Consider the following 14,680-nt stretch of genomic DNA (forward strand, 5'->3'; position numbering starts at 1 on the left):
CGGGTCACTCCCCCACCCGCAGCACGGAGACCGTGTTGTCGTCGCCGTTGGACACATACGCCATGGCGCCGTCCGGGGAGACCGCGATCGAGCGGGGGCTGCCTCCGACGCGCACGGTCGCGGTGACGGCGCCGGTCCGGCCGTCCAGGACCGAGACGGTGCCGTCGCCCTCGTTGACCACGTACGCGTGGGCGCCATCCACCGCGAACGTCACGCTCTGCGGCTTGTTTCCGACCTGGAAGGGACCGGTACGGCGAAGTGTGCGCGCATCGATCAGGTCGGCGCTGCCCGCGTCGTAACCGGCGACCAGCACCCGAGCGCCGTCCGGCGACACCGCAACGCTGTGCGGCGCCTTGCTGACCGGCACGGTGCCCACGACCTTGTCGGTCTTCATGTCGATGACGCCGACCTCGTTGGACTCGTGGTTGGGCGTGAAGGCGCGCATGTACGTGGTGGAGAACGCGACCGCGTGCGGGTTGGGCGGCACCATGATCCGGCCGTCCGGGCGCTGGTCGCTGACCGCGTACAGCTCGACCATCTGCTTGCTGTGGATCGGCACCCACACCCGGTTGTCCGGGCCGACCGCCAGCGCGTACGGCTGCACCCCCGTGCTCAGGTAGCGCACGACCTTGCGGCTCGCGGTGTCCACCACTGCCACTCCACTGCCGCTCTTGTCGTTCTCGTACATCGACACGAACGCGGTGTGCCCGTCGCCGGACAGGGCCACGAAGCGCGGCGTGGCACGCAGTTGCACCGGGGTCACCTTGCGGCTGCGCGCGTCCACCACCGACAGCTCGTGGGAGTTCTGGTTGGCGACGTACACCGTGCGGTTGTCCGGGGAGACAGCTACGCCTTCAGGCTCCCTACCCACCTTCACCGTGGCGACTACGGCGGGCTTGGCGACGCTCTTGACGCCCCGGGCCAGGGGCACCCGTTCGATAGCCGGGGGCACGGGAATTGCGGTCTGCGGGATCAGCGGCGCTTGCTCGGCGGCTGGATGCGAATGCTCGGCAACCGGCGCGGCCACCGGGGTCTCGTCGCCGCCCTGGTTCATCGCGTATGCGACCCCGGCCCCACCGAGCAGGACGAACGCGACCAGGCCGGCGGTCAGCGCGGTGACCCGGGCGCGGCGCCGGCGGTTGGGGGGCTTCTTCACCGGTGGCGGTTCCGGGTCGGTGATCACGGCGAGGCGGTCGGCGGGCAGGTTCTCGTACCCCCTGATCGCGGCATCCTCGGTGGACACCGCACCCGTCACCCGCACGTCGGCCCATCCGGCGGGGCCGCGGACCGTGACCGAACCATCCAGCCAGTCCGATTCGGGGTTCCACACCACCCGCAGCCGGCGCCCGACCATCATGGCCCGCAGTCCGGGGCCGGAGACCGTTACCGTCGGGGACACCGCGGCCAGCGCCGGCTCGCCGACCAGCACATCGGCGATCAGCTGCGACGCCCCCGGTGCGACCTGTCCGAAGTCGACCCGATCCGGGGTCAAGCGGATGGCGGTACGTTCCAGCGCGGCCACCGCGGCCGTCGAGACACTGCGGCTGTCGTCCTCGGCCAGGCGCAGCAGGGCCTGGCGCGCAGCGGCCGCCATGGCGAGATCGGCGGCGAGGGCCAGCCGGGCCAGCTCGTCCACCACGGTGAGCCGGGACTCCCGCACCGGACTGCCGATCTCGATAAGCACGTCGTTCGGAAGAAGGTTCTCACTCATAGTGCCCCCCCGATCACTATGGGGTGACGAGGGGGCGCTTGGGAAGTGTCAGCGAAGAATTGACACCTACCGTTGCTTCAAGGCACCCGGACCGGTAACTCCAGGGTGCCGCCACGGGTGATCGGCTTGACACCGGTCAATCCCTGCCGGCTGGCGCGGTTCAGGAACGCCGACAGTGGCGACTTCTGCACCTTGTAGTCGTCGTTGTGGATCGGAATTGTGAGCCCGGGCCGGATCAGGTGCGTCGTTTCCACGCCCTGTTTGTCGTCCATGGTGAGCAGCACACCGAGCAGCCGGGTCCCTCCGAGATGGATCAGCATGGCGTCGATCTCACCGCAGCGCCGGGGGATTTCCGACAGGTACGGCCCATAGAGCGTGTCACCGGTGATGTACAACCGCAGCGCACGGCGGCCGGCGACGATCAGCTCCAGCACTGTGCCCATGACGTCGGGCATCACCTTCTCGATGAGTCCCGGACCATGCCTGCCCGGCACCGAGGTCATGATCAGCCGCTGCTCCCCGCGCGTCCATTCCCGGTTGTCCCAGGTCGCCAGCCCGTCGGCCGCGGAGAACGTGGAGCGCTTGGCCAGGGTGCGCGCGGCGACCGGCGTGGTGATGATCGGCAGATCCTTGGGCAGGTCACGGCGCGCGAAGCGGTCGAAGTGATCGCTGTGCAGGTGCGACAGCACGATGCCGTCCAGCGCGTCGAGGTCGACCACTTCGAGCGCCGGGTCCTTCAGCCGCCGCGTCCAGGCCCCCTTGCCGAGGTACACCCGGCTGCCCGCGGGTCCGAACGCCGGGTCGGTGAGCAGCGTGAACTCGCCCAGATGCAGCACGGTGGTGGCGTTGCCGACGAAGGTGACGCTTGCGTTCACGGTCATGGCCCCGCGCGTACCCCTGCCAGGCCCTTTCATGTCAGCACCGAACCCGGCGAAGCCACGCCGGAGGCACCCCCACGGGTTGCGTCGGTTTCTGCGTCGTTTAGGCTGCGGGACGAGGGGTAGTGAGCATGCGCTTCGTCGAGAGGAATGCGTCATGACTTTGACCAGCACGATCCCGGCCACCCGGGTTCCCGAGAGCGGCTCCGTGCTGCTCCGTACGCTGCACGAGACGCCCGCCGGCCCGCACCGCACAGCCCTGCGCGACGAGGCGATCCGCACCTGGCTGCCGCTGGCCCGCCACCTCGCCCACCGCTACACCGGCCGCGGCGAGCCGGACGACGACCTGCTGCAGATCGCCACCCTCGGTTTGATCAAGTCCATCGACCGCTTCGACCCGACCCGCGGCATCGAGTTCGCCGGCTTCGCGATCCCGACGATCCTGGGCGAAATCCGCCGGCACTTCCGCGACCGCACGTGGTCGGTGCGGGTGCCCCGGCGCCTGCAGGAGCTGCGCATCTCGATCACCGAGGCGAGCAACAAGCTCACCCAGTCACTGGGCCGCTCCCCCACAGTCGCCGACATCGCCGATCATTTGGGTACGACCGAAGAAGAGGTGCTCGAAGGCCTCGAAGGCGCCCGGGCCTACAGCGCCCGCAGCCTGTCCACCCCGGTGACCGAGGACGGGTCGACCACGCTGGCTGACACGCTGGGTGGAGCGGACCACGACCTGGAGCTGGCGGAGATGCGCGTGGCGCTGGGGCCGGCCCTGGCGACGCTGGACGAGCGGGAACGTACGATCCTGTCGCTGCGCTTCTTCGGGAACCTGACCCAGTCGGAGATCGCGGAGAAGATCGGCGTCTCGCAGATGCACATCTCGCGGTTGATCACGCGGTCGCTGGCCAAGCTGCGGGCCCAGCTCGACGCCGGCTGAGCGCTCGGGCCGCGGCGAGAAGGGAGACGGAAGACGCGGCCCAGCCGCGGCGAGAAGAGAAACGGAAGACGCGGCTCAGCTGCGGCGACAGGTGGGACGGCCAGATCGACTCAGCCACGGCGAGAAGGCGACGGCAGTAGAGACTCAGCCGTGGCGAGAGGTGAGACGGCGGGCGCGGGAGGCTATGCCGGCGGCAGTGCGGGTGATTTCGTCGGCGAGGCGGTGCAGGCGGATTCCGGCCCGGGGGTCCTGGCGGCAGTCGGCGCTGGCGTGCAGGCTCTGCTCGGTCTCCTCCAGGGCCATCGCATTGATCTGCATCAGATCCGAGGCCTTCTCGCGCATCCGGTCGTGCTCATGATTCATGGGCGCCTTCGATACCCCGCCGCACCCGGGTCAATCGCGCAGTGAGCCAACCCTTATCTGCACGAAGTGAGCAAACCCGCCGTGATCCGATTCTTCGCGGCGAATGAAGCAGGCTCGCGCTTCTCCGGCTTGGCTCAAACGCCTCACCCACGATGGGCCGGGCTCGGCGCGGATCGGCCGCGCCTCCGGCTCGACCCGTTCACCCGGCACGGCAGCGGGCCGTGAAGCGGGGCTACGGCTTCGCGGGCGGGCTGCTCACCCTCGCGGCCGTGCTGATTGCGCTGCCGTGCCGTGCTGCCTGACCCGTTGACGACGCACTTCGACGCCCTCCTGGCCTTGCCGTCAGGAGAGCACTGGCTCGGCACCGATCAACCGGGGCGCGACGTGGCTGCCCGTGCCGGCTGCGCCGCTCGGCCGGGTCTGCCGTCGGTGGTGCTCGCGGTGTGCCTGGCGGGGTGGACGCCTTTCGCTCGACAGGCGCACGCTTTGGCCGTACGCGAAACAGGGTCGGATCATGTTCTTGCCGCTCGGTCGTTGTGGGCTGGACCGGCGCGCGTGAATGCGCCGCGGCTGCTGATCCTGGGTACCCACCCGTGGGCGCCGACCGCCTGAGAGTCTCAGGGGCGGCGGTAGATGCTGATCGAGTGGCCGACCTCGTCGATGGGGTCGCCACTGGTCGCGAGCAGCGCCTGCAACCGCCCGGTCGCCTTGGCCACCGAACTGTCGGAGACAACAAGCAGACCGTGCACCTGCGACGCGGGGACGCTGAGCGGATACTTCGAGTCGATGCCGTACGCCGAGGGCACCCCGGCACCCTTGTACACCAGCCACACCTGCTCACCGGGATAACGTTCGCGCAGGTGATCGGCCAGGCGCCCGAGGTCCTGCCCCCAGTCGACGTTCGAGTCGTGCAGGCGCAGGTGGGTCTTGGAGGGCCCGCCGAACGCCTCGTTGGAGTACGGCAGATAGAGCGGGAACGTCCGCACCGAGCTGACCGCGACCGTGGCGGCCAGCACCCCGGCTGTCAGCGGCGCCCACCGCCAGCGCACGGTGACCACCGCCGCCGCGGCAACGGCCAGGAAGATCGGCATGAAGATCGCGTAGCGGCTGCCGAAGTCGCGGGCCCCGGTCATCGCGATCGCCAGCAGCAACACGGGCGGCACCAGCAGGTACAGCGCCGCGGCGCGCAGCCGGGGCACGGCCAGCACCGCAGCGGCTCCCGCGATCCACAGCACCATCATGGCCAGCGGCGTCTTCACCAGCAGCGCCGCCGGCAGGTAGTACCAGAGCGACCCCTGATAGAGCCGCCCGAACAGGAACCCGCTGAAAGTGGAGTCCTCGAACCCGAACTGGATCCGCATTCCGTCACGGTATGGCTCGGGCAGCGGCAGCAGATCGACGAACAGGGCCCGTACCCCGTGGATCTGCGGCATGCCGGTCGGCTCATGCCAGCGCAGCCACGGGTCAACGGCGAGATAGCTCAGCCACACGACCGCCACCGCAACCCCGGCCACCCCGACCGCCACCGCAGCCGCCCGCACCCACCGATCGCTACGAGGGGCCGCGCCTTCCGGGGGCGCGGCGGAGCCACCCCGCCGAGCGGCCAGGAACGCCAGCAGCATCACGACCGGCACGGCGGGCAGCACGCTCATCCGCGTCCCGATCGCCGCGCCGAGCGCCACCCCGGCCAGGGCAAGATGCAGGATCGGCCGGGAACTGCGGGCCCGCCAGCACAGCCACACCGTGGTCAGGAGAAACCCGATCGCCGGTACGTCCAAAGTAGCCAACGACCCATGGGTGATCACATCCGGGGAGAACGCGTACAACGCCAGCGCCAGCACTCCCCCGCCGGCCCCGGTCAGCTCCCGGGCGAACGCGAACACCACCAGAGCGAACAGCAAGGTCAGCAGGATGATCGGCAACCGGGCCAGGAACATCAGCCGGTACGGATCGTTGCCGGCCTCGTACAGCACATGCCGGCCGAGTTCGCTCTGGTTGCCCCGGAACCCCGGATCGAGGTGCGGGTGGGCGAACGCCAGCCCGGCCGCCATGATCAGCTTGCCGACCGGCGGGTGCTCCGGGTTGTAGCGCAGGCTGTGCTGCTCCAGGTAGGTGACGGCGGTGCCCACGTACACCGGCTCGTCGATGGTGGGCGTCTGCTGCACCGCGGTGACCACCATCGCCCCCGCCATCTGAGCAAGCAGCACCACCACCAGCAGCGCCACCACCCAGCGGCGGCGCTGGGGCCGCTGCGGGAGGGCCGCCGCGCCGGTCGAGGGTTCCTGCAGCTGCACGGTCACGGCAGCGAACCTACCCGGCGCCCCGCCGATCAGCTATGGCAGCAAGCCGCCGGGCGCTACGCTCACCCGCATGTGCCGGAACATCCGTCAGCTGCACAACTTCGAACCGCCCGCGACGCCCGAGGAGGTGCACGCCGCCGCGCTGCAATATGTGCGCAAGGTCGGCGGTGCCGCCAAGCCGTCGCAGCGCAACCAGGCGGCCTACGACAAGGCGGTGGCCGCGGTGGCCGCTGCGACCTCGGCGCTGCTCGACGAGCTTGTCACCGCGGCGCCGCCCAAGGATCGGGAGGTCGAGGCCGCGAAGGCACGCGAACGATCCCGCGAGCGCTACGCCTCCTAGCCGACCCTCGAGCTCGCGCCGGCGGAAACCGGCACTGCGGGCGGCAGACCAGAAGGCAGCGCGGCAGGCAGCACAGAGGGCGGCTTGGAGTCCAGCGCGCCCTCCATATTCACTTCTGGCTTATATAAGCCGCACCTGATACCTTTGCCCGCATGCACGCGTTTGACGTGCTCGGCGACCCGGTCCGGCGGCGCATCCTGGAGCTGCTGGCCGGCGGCGAGCGGGCCTCCGGATCCGTCACCGAGGTCATCCGGGCCGAGTTCGGGATCTCGCAGCCGGCGGTCTCCCAGCACCTGCGGGTGTTGCGGGACAACGGCTTCGCGACCGTGCGCGCCGACGGGACGCGGCGGCTGTACGCGGTCGACGACACGGCGCTGCGAGAGGCCGACGCCTGGCTGAGCCGGTTTCGCCAGTTCTGGAAGCCCCGGCTGGACGCCCTGGCCACCGAGGTGGCGCGCGGAAAACGTCAGCGCCGACTGGACCGAATCCACGAGGGAGACACCGATGGTCAATGAAGATGAGCAGGTCCGGGCGGTTCGCCGTACGGTCGCAAGCCGCCTGGTGGAAGCCGGGGAGGCACGCGTCGCGACCATCAGTCAGGTCTATGACACCGACCTGGAGGATTTGTGGGATGCGGTGACCACCGCCGAGCGGATCCCGCGCTGGTTCCTGCCGATCTCCGGGGACTTGAAGCAGGGCGGGCACTACCAGTTCGAGGGCAACGCCGGAGGCACGATCACCCGCTGTGACGCGCCGACCAGCTTCGAGGCGACCTGGGAGTACAACAACGAGGTCAGCTGGGTGACCGTGCGGCTGTCGAGCGAGGGGGCGGGGCGCACCCGCTTCGAGCTGGAGCATGTTGCGCACGTCAGCGCCGAACTGTGGGAGCAGTACGGCCCGTCGGCCACCGGGATCGGCTGGGACATGGGGCTGATGGGCCTGGCCAACTACATGAGCAGCGACAAGCGCCCCGAACTCGACCCGGCCGTGGCCGCCGCGTGGACGGTTTCGGAGGACGGCAAGCGGTTCATGCGTCTGTCGGCCGACTCGTGGGCCGAGGCTGCGATCGCGGGCGGGGACGACCCGCAAGCCGCCCGGGCCGGCGCCGATCGCACGTACGGCGCCTACACGGGCGGCTGAGGGTCACACGGCGATGCCGCGGTCGGCCAGGGCGCCCATCAGCTCCTCGCGCGCCCGGGCCACCCGCGAGCGGATCGTGCCGACCGGGCAGGCGCACACCTCGGCGGCCTCGGCGTAGGACAACCCGAGCAGTTGGGTGGCCACGAAGGCTTCCCGCCGCTCGGGGGCCAGCCCGCCGCGCAGATCCCGCAGCGCCATCTCGTCCTCGAAGCGGGGCCGGTGCCCGCTGGCGTCCGCGGCGGCCTGCCAGTCCTCGACAGCGGCCACGCGCGGCCGGCTGATCGCCGAGCGCACCTGGTCGGCGGCCACCCGGCGGGCGATCGTGAACAGCCAGGTGCGGGCCGAGGATCGGGCGGCGAACGCGGGCAGGCTGCGCAGCGCCCGCAGGTAGGTCTCCTGCGCCAGGTCCTCCACCTCACCCGGCGCGGCGAGGTGGTGCAGGAAGCGCCACACCTCGCGCTGGGTGGCCCTGATGAACGCTGCCGCCGCGTCCGTGTCGCCACGGCCGGCGGCGAGCGCCCAGCGGGTCACCTGATCATCTGTCACTTACCGGCGGCAGCGGCCGGGCCGGCCGAGCGGCGGTACGCGAGCAGTCCGAGCACCAGCGCGGCCAGGCCCAGCACGATGCCGATCACGCCGGCCCAGGTGCCGTTGCCGTCGCCCTTGCCGGCATCCGACGAGGTGGCGGTCAGGGCCGGGGCGGCCGACGAGCCGGTCGCCGCGGCGGCGGTGCCGGTGGCGGCGGCCGCGGTCAGCTTGAGCACCGGCGCGGGCTTCTCCGGCTCGGTGCCATCGGTGGTGGGCTCGTCGATCCAGCGCACGATGGTGCCGTCGGAGTAGAACTGCAGCGCCTTGAAGACGACCTGGTCGGCCTCGGGCATGGGGCCCAGCGACACGTCGAACTCCTGGAACTGCCCCGGCTTGATCGCGGCGTCGCCGGCGGCGGTCCAGGTGATCTTGTTGACGGCCTCGGTGATCTGGCTGCCGTGGGCCTCGATGGGCTTGGCCAGCTTCGCCGTGGCGGCCACCGCGGTCCAGCCGTTGAGCGGCTTGAGCGACACCGACGCGAACGGCGTCTCCGCCGGCAGGGTGACCTCGAGCTTGGTGGTGTTCGCGCTGTCCATCTCGTTCGGCACCCGGAACGTGACCTTGGCGTAGCCGCCCTTGGTGGCCGTGCTGGGGTTCACGGTCACGTGCGCGGACGCGGGCACAGCGAGGGCGAGGGTGAAGACGGCAACCAGGCCGCCGACCACTCCCGAACGCTTCAGCAGGGACATCAGGGAACCTTCCGACTCGGGCCGGCCCGGCATCTGCGCCGGGCTCGCCTCATTGGTCGTCACAGCGTCCCGGATAGTTCCCGCGAGTTTCTGGCGGCCGGCAACCGCACCTCGGCCTGCAGCCCGGGCGGCGGGACCGTGCCGGTCAGCGTCACCGTGCCGTGGTGGCGGCGGACCAGTTCGCGCACGATGGCCAGGCCCAGCCCGGAGCCGCCGGCGTCGCGGGCGCGGGCGTCGTCGAGCCGGGTGAACCGGTCGAAGACGCGGTCGCGATCGGCCGCGGGGATACCCGGTCCGTCATCGGTCACGGTGATCTTGCCGTACGCCCCGTCGGGGGAAACGGCCAGGCGCACGCTGGAGCGGGCGTGGCGCACCGCGTTGTCGAGCAGGTTGGCCACCACCCGGGCGAGGGCGTCACGGTCGGCGGTGACCCGCAGCGGCACGGCGGGGCGTTCGTAGTCGACGCTGGGGTAGCGGGCCGACACCTCGGCAAGCAACTGGCCGAGCTCGACCTCTTCACCGGCTGTCCCGCCGGCCGGGGCTGCTGACCGCGGTGCTGCGTCGTCCGCGCGGGCCAGCAGGAGCAGGTCGTTGACCAGCCGGCTCAGCCGTTCCACGTCGGTGAGCAGGTCACCGGCGAGCGCGGGCCAGTCGGTGGTGCCGGGCAGCAACTGCGCTACCTCAAGCTCGGTGCGCATGTTGGTCAGTGGGCTGCGCAACTCGTGCGCCGCGTCGGCGACGAAGGAGCGTTGCCGGGCCCGGGCGGTTTCCAGGCGGTGCAGCATGTCGTTGAGGGTCACGGCCAGGCGGTGGATCTCATCGCGGGAATCCGGTACGGGCAGCCGCCCCGGCTTCGCCCCACCGGTGATGTCCTCGGCGCCGGAGCGCAGCGACTCCACCGGTCGCAGGGCCGCGCCGACCAGCCGCCACGACACCAGCGCCAGCAGCGCCACCAGCGGCAGGAACGTCACGAGCAGCGTGGTCCGCAGCAGGTGCACGCTCTGCGTGAGATCCCCGATCGGCCGGGCGACCAGCACCGTGACGGGCGCGTTGGCCGGCCCGGCCCGCACCAGCACCACCCGGGCCTGACCCTGCAGCCCGATGCGGTCGCCGGGGATGAACGTGCCCTCGTGGTCGGCCAGCCCGGCTCGTTCGCCGGGGTAGAGGATCGGTACGAGGCGGTCCGCCCCGGGCGACGCGGAGATGATGCCGTCGGCGCGATCGAGCACTTGGACCCGTACCGTGGGAGCGGCCGGCACCGGATCCGACAGTGACCCGTCGTTCACCAGCCCGGCGACCGCGTTGGCCGTGTCCAGGGCTTCGTCGGTGGCGGTGCGCTGCAGTGTGAAGTGCATCGTGGCGACCAGCACCACACCGCCTCCGGCCAGCCCGGCGAACAGTGTGACCACCGAGACGAGCAGCAGCCGCGCCCGCAGGCTGAGCCGCCGGAACCAGCGCATCTCAGGCTCCCGCAACGGCCAGCCGGTAGCCGGCCCCCCGCACGGTCTCCAGCCGCTCGCGGCCGATCTTGCGGCGCAGGTAGCCGACGTAGACCTCGACGGCGTTGGCCGCGGTCTCCAGCGCCGCGTCCCACACGTGATCGAGCAGCTCGGTCTTGCTGACCACCTCACCCGGACGCCGGATCAGGTATTCCAGCAGCGCGAACTCGCGGGCGGTGAGCACCACTTCCTCGCCGGCCACCGTCACCTTGCGCAACGCCGGATCGAGTTCGACATCGCCGTGCGAGAGCACTGTGGGTCGCTCGGGAGTGCCGCGGCGCAGCAGCGCGCGCAGACGGGCGAGCAGCACGACGTACGAGAAAGGCTTTGTCAGATAGTCATCGGCCCCGCAGTCGAGCCCGTCGGCCTGGTCGTATTCGCCGTCCTTGGCCGAGAGCATGAGCACCGGCAGCCACTTGTGCTCGGCCCGCAACTGCCGCACGACCCGGTAGCCCGACAGCCGGGGCAGCATCACGTCGAGGATCATCGCGTCGTAGTCGCCGTGGCGGGCCAGTTCCAGCCCGTCCTGCCCGTCGCCGGCGATGTCCACGGCGAACCCCTCGGCCTGCAGACCCCGCCGCAGCGCGATCGCCAGCCGTTCCTCGTCCTCCACCACCAGAACCCGCACTGTTCCACCTTGGCATGCGCGCCCCACTAAGCGAATCCGATCTCAGCATGCCCTCAGCGAGGCCGACGTGAACGAGATTGTCGTCCGCCCGGCCGCTCGGGGTTGAGACCCTTAGGGGAGCTTCTCAGCGCCGTCACAGGCGCTGTCGCGCACGATGGGTTCACAACAACGGGAGGTGGACATCGTGAGTGTCTTCAAGTCGCGGCCCGCGCTGCGCTGGCTGGTGCCGACCGCAGCAGCGGTGGTGGTGATCGGGGGCGGTGCCGCGGCCGGCACGATCGTGGCGAGCGCCGACCCGACGCTGGAGCCGCGCAGCGCCGCTCAGTTGCTGGTGGATCTGCAGAGCGCGAAGGTGGACGGGTTCTCCGGCACGGTCGTGCAGACCGCCGACCTCGGGTTGCCGTCGCTGCCCGGGGTGACCGGGGGCGCGAACGGCGCGGAGCTGATGAACCTGGTGGCGGGCAGCAACACCGCCCGGGTCTGGTACGCCGGTGACGACAAGGTCCGGCTGGCGCTGATGAGCAAGCTCGGCGAGACCGACGTGATCCGCAACGGCTCGGACGTGTGGCTGTGGCGCAGCGCCCAGAACCAGGCGGCGCACTACAGCATCCCGGCCGGTCGGCAGCACGAGCGGCCCGCGACGACGTTGCCGCAGGGCGTGCCGTCGACGCCGCAGGAGGCCGCTGACGCCGCGCTCGCCGCGATCGACCCGACCACGCAGGTCACCACGACCGGTGCGGCCAAGGTGGCCGGGCGTGACGCGTACGAGCTGGTCCTGCAGCCGCGCGACACCGCGTCGCTGATCGGTCAGGTGCGCCTGGCCATCGACGGTGAGAAGCACATCCCGCTGGGCGTGGACGTGTACGCCAAGGACGCCACCAAGCCGGCCGTGCGGATCGCGTTCCAGCAGATCAGCTTTGACACTCCGGACGCCGAGCAGTTCGCGTTCAAGGCCCCGCCCGGCACCGAGGTGACCGAGCAGAACTCCGCCGACGCGGACAAGGGCCCGATCAGCAAGACGCCGATCGGCAAGGGCCCGCTGGGCAAGGGTCCGCTGGGCAAGGCTCCCACCGACAAGGCACCCGAGGGCACCAAGGTGGTCGGCAAGGGCTGGACCTCGGTGCTGGTGGCCAAGCTGCCGCAGGAGAGCGCAAAGGGCAGCGAGAGGGCTCAGCTCGACGCCGTGACCGGCGCGTTGCCCGAGGTCAGCGGCGCGTGGGGTAAGGGCCGGCTGCTGCAGAGCAACCTGTTCAGCGCCCTGCTGACCGATGACGGCCGGGTTCTGGTGGGCGCCGTGGCGCCGGAGAAGTTGTACGAGGCAGCGGGCAAGTGACTGACCTCGCGGTCGCCTCACAGGGGCTGACCAAGCGGTTCGGCAGCCAGGTCGCGGTGGACGCCGTCGACCTGGTTGTCCCCCGCGGGGCGGTCTACGGTTTCCTGGGCCCCAACGGCTCGGGCAAGACCACCACGATCCGGATGCTGCTCGGGCTGATCAGTCCCACGGCCGGCAGGCACGAACTGCTCGGGCGCGGCATGCCGGACCGGGCCGCGGAGGCGCTGCCACGGGTGGGGGCGCTGGTGGAGGGACCGGGGTTCCATCCGTACCTGTCGGGCGCTGACAATCTGCGCAGGATCGACGCTTGTGATCGTACGGCCGAAGCCCGGACCTCAGCCGCCCGCACAGCCGCCGCGTTGGATCGGGTTGGCCTGTCCGCGGCGGCCGGCAAGCGCTACCGCACCTACTCGCTGGGCATGAAGCAGCGCCTGGCCATCGCCGCGGCGCTGCTGGTCCCCCGCGACCTGCTCATCCTCGACGAACCGACGAACGGCCTGGACCCGCAGGGCACCCGCGAGGTCCGCACACTGGTCGGCGCACTGGCCGCCGAGGGCGCAACCGTGCTGCTCAGCACGCACCTGCTGGCCGAGGTCGAACAGGTCTGCACGCATGTCGGGGTGATGCACCGCGGCAAGCTGGTCGCCCAGGAACAGCTTGGCAAGCTGCGCGAGGATGCCACCCCGCAGGCCGTGGTGCTCACCGACCAGCCGCAAGCGGCGGCGGACGTGCTGCGCAAGCTGGGCCTGACCGAGGTGACCGGCAGCGCGGCCGAGGTGACCGGCAAGATCGGCGCGGTGGCTCCGGAGAAGGTGGTAGCAGCGCTGGTGCACGACGGCGTGCCGGTGCGCGGCTTCAGCCTCCAGGCACCCTCTCTCGAAGACGTGTTCGTGCAGCTCACCGGGCAGGGGTTCGATGTCTCAGGTTGACGTGCGCCCGGCTTTCTCGCTGCGCTTCCTGCGCTCGGAGCTGCGGCTGATCGCGGTACGCCGGCGCAACCAGGCCGGTCTGGCGGCGCTGGCCGCGGTCCCGATCGTGCTGGCCATCGCCATGAAGGTGGCCGCCCCCGGCACCGGTGAGCGGCGCGGCGGTGGCCCCGACTTCTTCGCCCAGATCCTCGGCAACGGCTTCTTCGTGGCCCTGGCCGCGCTGGGCGCCGAGCTGACCCTGTTCCTGCCGATCGCGATCGCCATGCTGGCCGGCGACGCGGTGGCCGGCGAGGCGAACCAGGGCACCCTGCGCTACCTGCTCACCGTGCCGGTCGGGCGGGTGCGCCTGCTGGCGGTCAAGTACGCCGGCATCGTGGCCGGCGCGTTCCTCGCTCCGCTGGTCGTGGCCGGCACCGGCATCATCGCCGGGCTGATCCTGTTCGGCGGTGGCGATGTCACCACGCTGTCGGGCACGCAGATCGGCTTCGGCGAGGCGCTGCTGCGGTTGCTGGGGGTGTGCCTATATCTGGGGTTGTGCCTGGCGGCGCTGGGTGCGGTCGGCCTGTTCCTGTCCACGCTCACCGAGCAGCCGATGGGGGCCACAATTGCGCTGGCGATGCTCTCGGTGGCCAGCGCGGTGCTGGGGCAGGTCCCGCAGCTCGACTGGCTGCACCCGTACCTGCTGACCCAGCACTGGACGGACTTCGGCGAGTTCCTGCGAGATCCGGTGTCGCTGGGGGCGCTGCGCCCGGGGGTGCTGGTGGCGCTGAGCTACATGGTGGTTTTCTTGTCCGCGGCGTGGGCTCGCTTCGCCGGCAAGGACATCACGAGCTGAGCCTGCGTTTCCTTCAGGTACGCCTCGGTCAACCGCTCCAGCACCGACGGCGTACCGGCCGAGCGCGTAAGGCCCAGGTGCAGTTCGCGCAGCTCGTCCATGAACTCGTCCCAGAGCTGCGGGCCGCCGCGTTCGAGCAGTTCGGCGCGGATGGCCAGCTCGGGGGTGACCGGTAGGTGCCGGCGCCCCCACGCGCCGAGGTGGGCCAGCACCGGCACGAGCTGAATGGCCGGCTCGGTCAGGCTCAGCAGGATGCGCTGCTTGTGCCGCGGATCCGCCACCGAGGTGATCATGCCCTGCTCGGTGAGGCGCTGCAGCCGGTCGGCCAGAATGTTGGTGGCGATCCCCTCCTCGGAGTTCGTCAGCAACGACCGGAAGTGCCGCCGGTTACCGAACATCATGTCCCGGATGATCAGCAGCGACCACTTGTCGCCCAAGACCTCCAGCGACAGATTGATCGGGCACCCCGACCGATGTTCCTGCGGCACGTCACCCTCCCCCTTGCTGCTTGCA

Annotated in this window: 16 protein-coding genes; 7 read left to right on the top strand and 9 right to left on the bottom strand. The window is 70.8% G+C overall.

The window, feature by feature from the left end:
• Positions 1–4 precede the first annotated feature (4 nt).
• Positions 5–1,711: a YncE family protein gene (locus TFC3_RS15990; RefSeq protein WP_067500463.1), complete on the bottom strand. Its 1,707-nt coding sequence runs from the start codon at positions 1,709–1,711 to the stop codon at positions 5–7.
• A 77-nt stretch (positions 1,712–1,788) separates the two neighbouring features.
• Positions 1,789–2,592 (bottom strand): MBL fold metallo-hydrolase, encoded by an 804-nt coding sequence (locus TFC3_RS15995; protein WP_067500465.1) that lies wholly within the window; start codon positions 2,590–2,592, stop codon positions 1,789–1,791.
• A 154-nt stretch (positions 2,593–2,746) separates the two neighbouring features.
• Between TFC3_RS15995 and TFC3_RS16000 the strand changes: the two genes are divergently transcribed.
• Positions 2,747–3,523 (top strand): SigB/SigF/SigG family RNA polymerase sigma factor, encoded by a 777-nt coding sequence (locus tag TFC3_RS16000; protein WP_067500467.1) that lies wholly within the window; start codon positions 2,747–2,749, stop codon positions 3,521–3,523.
• A 144-nt stretch (positions 3,524–3,667) separates the two neighbouring features.
• On the opposite strand, the gene TFC3_RS16005 is transcribed toward TFC3_RS16000, so the two are convergent.
• Together TFC3_RS16005 and TFC3_RS16010 are read right to left on the bottom strand one after the other, a co-directional pair.
• Positions 3,668–3,886 (bottom strand): hypothetical protein, encoded by a 219-nt coding sequence (locus TFC3_RS16005; protein WP_153040255.1) that lies wholly within the window; start codon positions 3,884–3,886, stop codon positions 3,668–3,670.
• 617 nt (positions 3,887–4,503) lie between these two features.
• Complete coding sequence (locus TFC3_RS16010) at positions 4,504–6,186, bottom strand: glycosyltransferase family 39 protein (RefSeq protein WP_067500471.1); 1,683 nt, start codon at positions 6,184–6,186, stop codon at positions 4,504–4,506.
• 70 nt (positions 6,187–6,256) lie between these two features.
• On the opposite strand from TFC3_RS16010, the gene TFC3_RS16015 reads away from it, so the two are divergent.
• From TFC3_RS16015 to TFC3_RS16025, 3 genes are all read left to right on the top strand, one after another.
• Positions 6,257–6,526, top strand: coding sequence for a DUF2277 domain-containing protein (locus TFC3_RS16015; RefSeq protein ID WP_067500473.1), 270 nt, complete (start codon positions 6,257–6,259; stop codon positions 6,524–6,526).
• A 152-nt stretch (positions 6,527–6,678) separates the two neighbouring features.
• Positions 6,679–7,041 (top strand): helix-turn-helix transcriptional regulator, encoded by a 363-nt coding sequence (locus TFC3_RS16020; protein ID WP_067500475.1) that lies wholly within the window; start codon positions 6,679–6,681, stop codon positions 7,039–7,041.
• The gene (locus TFC3_RS16025; protein WP_067500477.1) at positions 7,031–7,666 is read left to right on the top strand and encodes an SRPBCC family protein; all 636 of its coding nucleotides are present in this window, start codon (positions 7,031–7,033) and stop codon (positions 7,664–7,666) included. Before TFC3_RS16020 ends, TFC3_RS16025 begins: the two co-directional genes overlap by 11 nt.
• A gap of 3 nt (positions 7,667–7,669) precedes the next feature.
• Here TFC3_RS16025 and TFC3_RS16030 read toward each other — a convergent pair whose 3' ends face one another.
• The 4 genes from TFC3_RS16030 to TFC3_RS16045 are packed head-to-tail and all read right to left on the bottom strand — an operon-like array spanning position 7,670 to position 11,070.
• On the bottom strand, positions 7,670–8,212 hold the full coding sequence (locus tag TFC3_RS16030; RefSeq protein ID WP_067500479.1) for a sigma-70 family RNA polymerase sigma factor: 543 nt from the start codon (positions 8,210–8,212) through the stop codon (positions 7,670–7,672).
• A complete protein-coding gene (locus TFC3_RS16035; protein ID WP_067506829.1) occupies positions 8,209–8,943 on the bottom strand; it encodes a YcnI family protein in 735 nt (244 codons plus the stop codon). The genes TFC3_RS16030 and TFC3_RS16035 overlap by 4 nt, the downstream gene beginning before the upstream one ends.
• 59 nt (positions 8,944–9,002) lie before the next feature.
• On the bottom strand, positions 9,003–10,403 hold the full coding sequence (locus TFC3_RS16040) for a cell wall metabolism sensor histidine kinase WalK (protein WP_067500481.1): 1,401 nt from the start codon (positions 10,401–10,403) through the stop codon (positions 9,003–9,005).
• 1 nt (position 10,404) lies between these two features.
• Positions 10,405–11,070: a response regulator transcription factor gene (locus TFC3_RS16045; RefSeq protein WP_067500483.1), complete on the bottom strand. Its 666-nt coding sequence runs from the start codon at positions 11,068–11,070 to the stop codon at positions 10,405–10,407.
• Between the two features lie 184 nt (positions 11,071–11,254).
• On the opposite strand from TFC3_RS16045, the gene TFC3_RS16050 reads away from it, so the two are divergent.
• From TFC3_RS16050 to TFC3_RS16060, 3 genes are read left to right on the top strand one after another with little or no spacing between them, the layout of a single operon-like run.
• On the top strand, positions 11,255–12,403 hold the full coding sequence (locus TFC3_RS16050; RefSeq protein ID WP_067506833.1) for an outer membrane lipoprotein carrier protein LolA: 1,149 nt from the start codon (positions 11,255–11,257) through the stop codon (positions 12,401–12,403).
• Entirely contained in the window at positions 12,400–13,332 is a 933-nt protein-coding gene (locus TFC3_RS16055) for an ATP-binding cassette domain-containing protein (RefSeq protein WP_067500485.1), read from the top strand. The genes TFC3_RS16050 and TFC3_RS16055 overlap by 4 nt, the downstream gene beginning before the upstream one ends.
• Positions 13,319–14,167, top strand: a complete 849-nt coding sequence (locus tag TFC3_RS16060) for an ABC transporter permease (protein WP_067500487.1) — start codon at positions 13,319–13,321, stop codon at positions 14,165–14,167. The genes TFC3_RS16055 and TFC3_RS16060 overlap by 14 nt, the downstream gene beginning before the upstream one ends.
• Here the strand turns inward: TFC3_RS16060 and TFC3_RS16065 are convergent.
• A complete protein-coding gene (locus TFC3_RS16065; RefSeq protein ID WP_067500493.1) occupies positions 14,104–14,655 on the bottom strand; it encodes a helix-turn-helix domain-containing protein in 552 nt (183 codons plus the stop codon). The two genes, TFC3_RS16060 and TFC3_RS16065, sit on opposite strands and share 64 nt — an antisense overlap.
• Positions 14,656–14,680 lie beyond the last annotated feature (25 nt).

Origin of the sequence: Actinoplanes sp. TFC3 (assembly GCF_001553785.1) — a bacterium.
Lineage (GTDB): Bacteria > Actinomycetota > Actinomycetes > Mycobacteriales > Micromonosporaceae > Actinoplanes.

Bases quoted from the DNA above. Each gene is read 5' to 3' on its own strand.
- TFC3_RS15990 (WP_067500463.1), bottom strand. From the start codon at position 1,711: ATGAGTGAGAACCTTCTTCCGAACGACGTGCTTATCGAGATCGGCAGT.
- TFC3_RS15995 (WP_067500465.1), bottom strand. From the start codon at position 2,592: ATGACCGTGAACGCAAGCGTCACCTTCGTCGGCAACGCCACCACCGTG.
- TFC3_RS16000 (WP_067500467.1), top strand. From the start codon at position 2,747: ATGACTTTGACCAGCACGATCCCGGCCACCCGGGTTCCCGAGAGCGGC.
- TFC3_RS16005 (WP_153040255.1), bottom strand. From the start codon at position 3,886: ATGAATCATGAGCACGACCGGATGCGCGAGAAGGCCTCGGATCTGATG.
- TFC3_RS16015 (WP_067500473.1), top strand. From the start codon at position 6,257: ATGTGCCGGAACATCCGTCAGCTGCACAACTTCGAACCGCCCGCGACG.
- TFC3_RS16020 (WP_067500475.1), top strand. From the start codon at position 6,679: ATGCACGCGTTTGACGTGCTCGGCGACCCGGTCCGGCGGCGCATCCTG.
- TFC3_RS16025 (WP_067500477.1), top strand. From the start codon at position 7,031: ATGGTCAATGAAGATGAGCAGGTCCGGGCGGTTCGCCGTACGGTCGCA.
- TFC3_RS16035 (WP_067506829.1), bottom strand. From the start codon at position 8,943: ATGTCCCTGCTGAAGCGTTCGGGAGTGGTCGGCGGCCTGGTTGCCGTC.
- TFC3_RS16040 (WP_067500481.1), bottom strand. From the start codon at position 10,403: ATGCGCTGGTTCCGGCGGCTCAGCCTGCGGGCGCGGCTGCTGCTCGTC.
- TFC3_RS16060 (WP_067500487.1), top strand. From the start codon at position 13,319: ATGTCTCAGGTTGACGTGCGCCCGGCTTTCTCGCTGCGCTTCCTGCGC.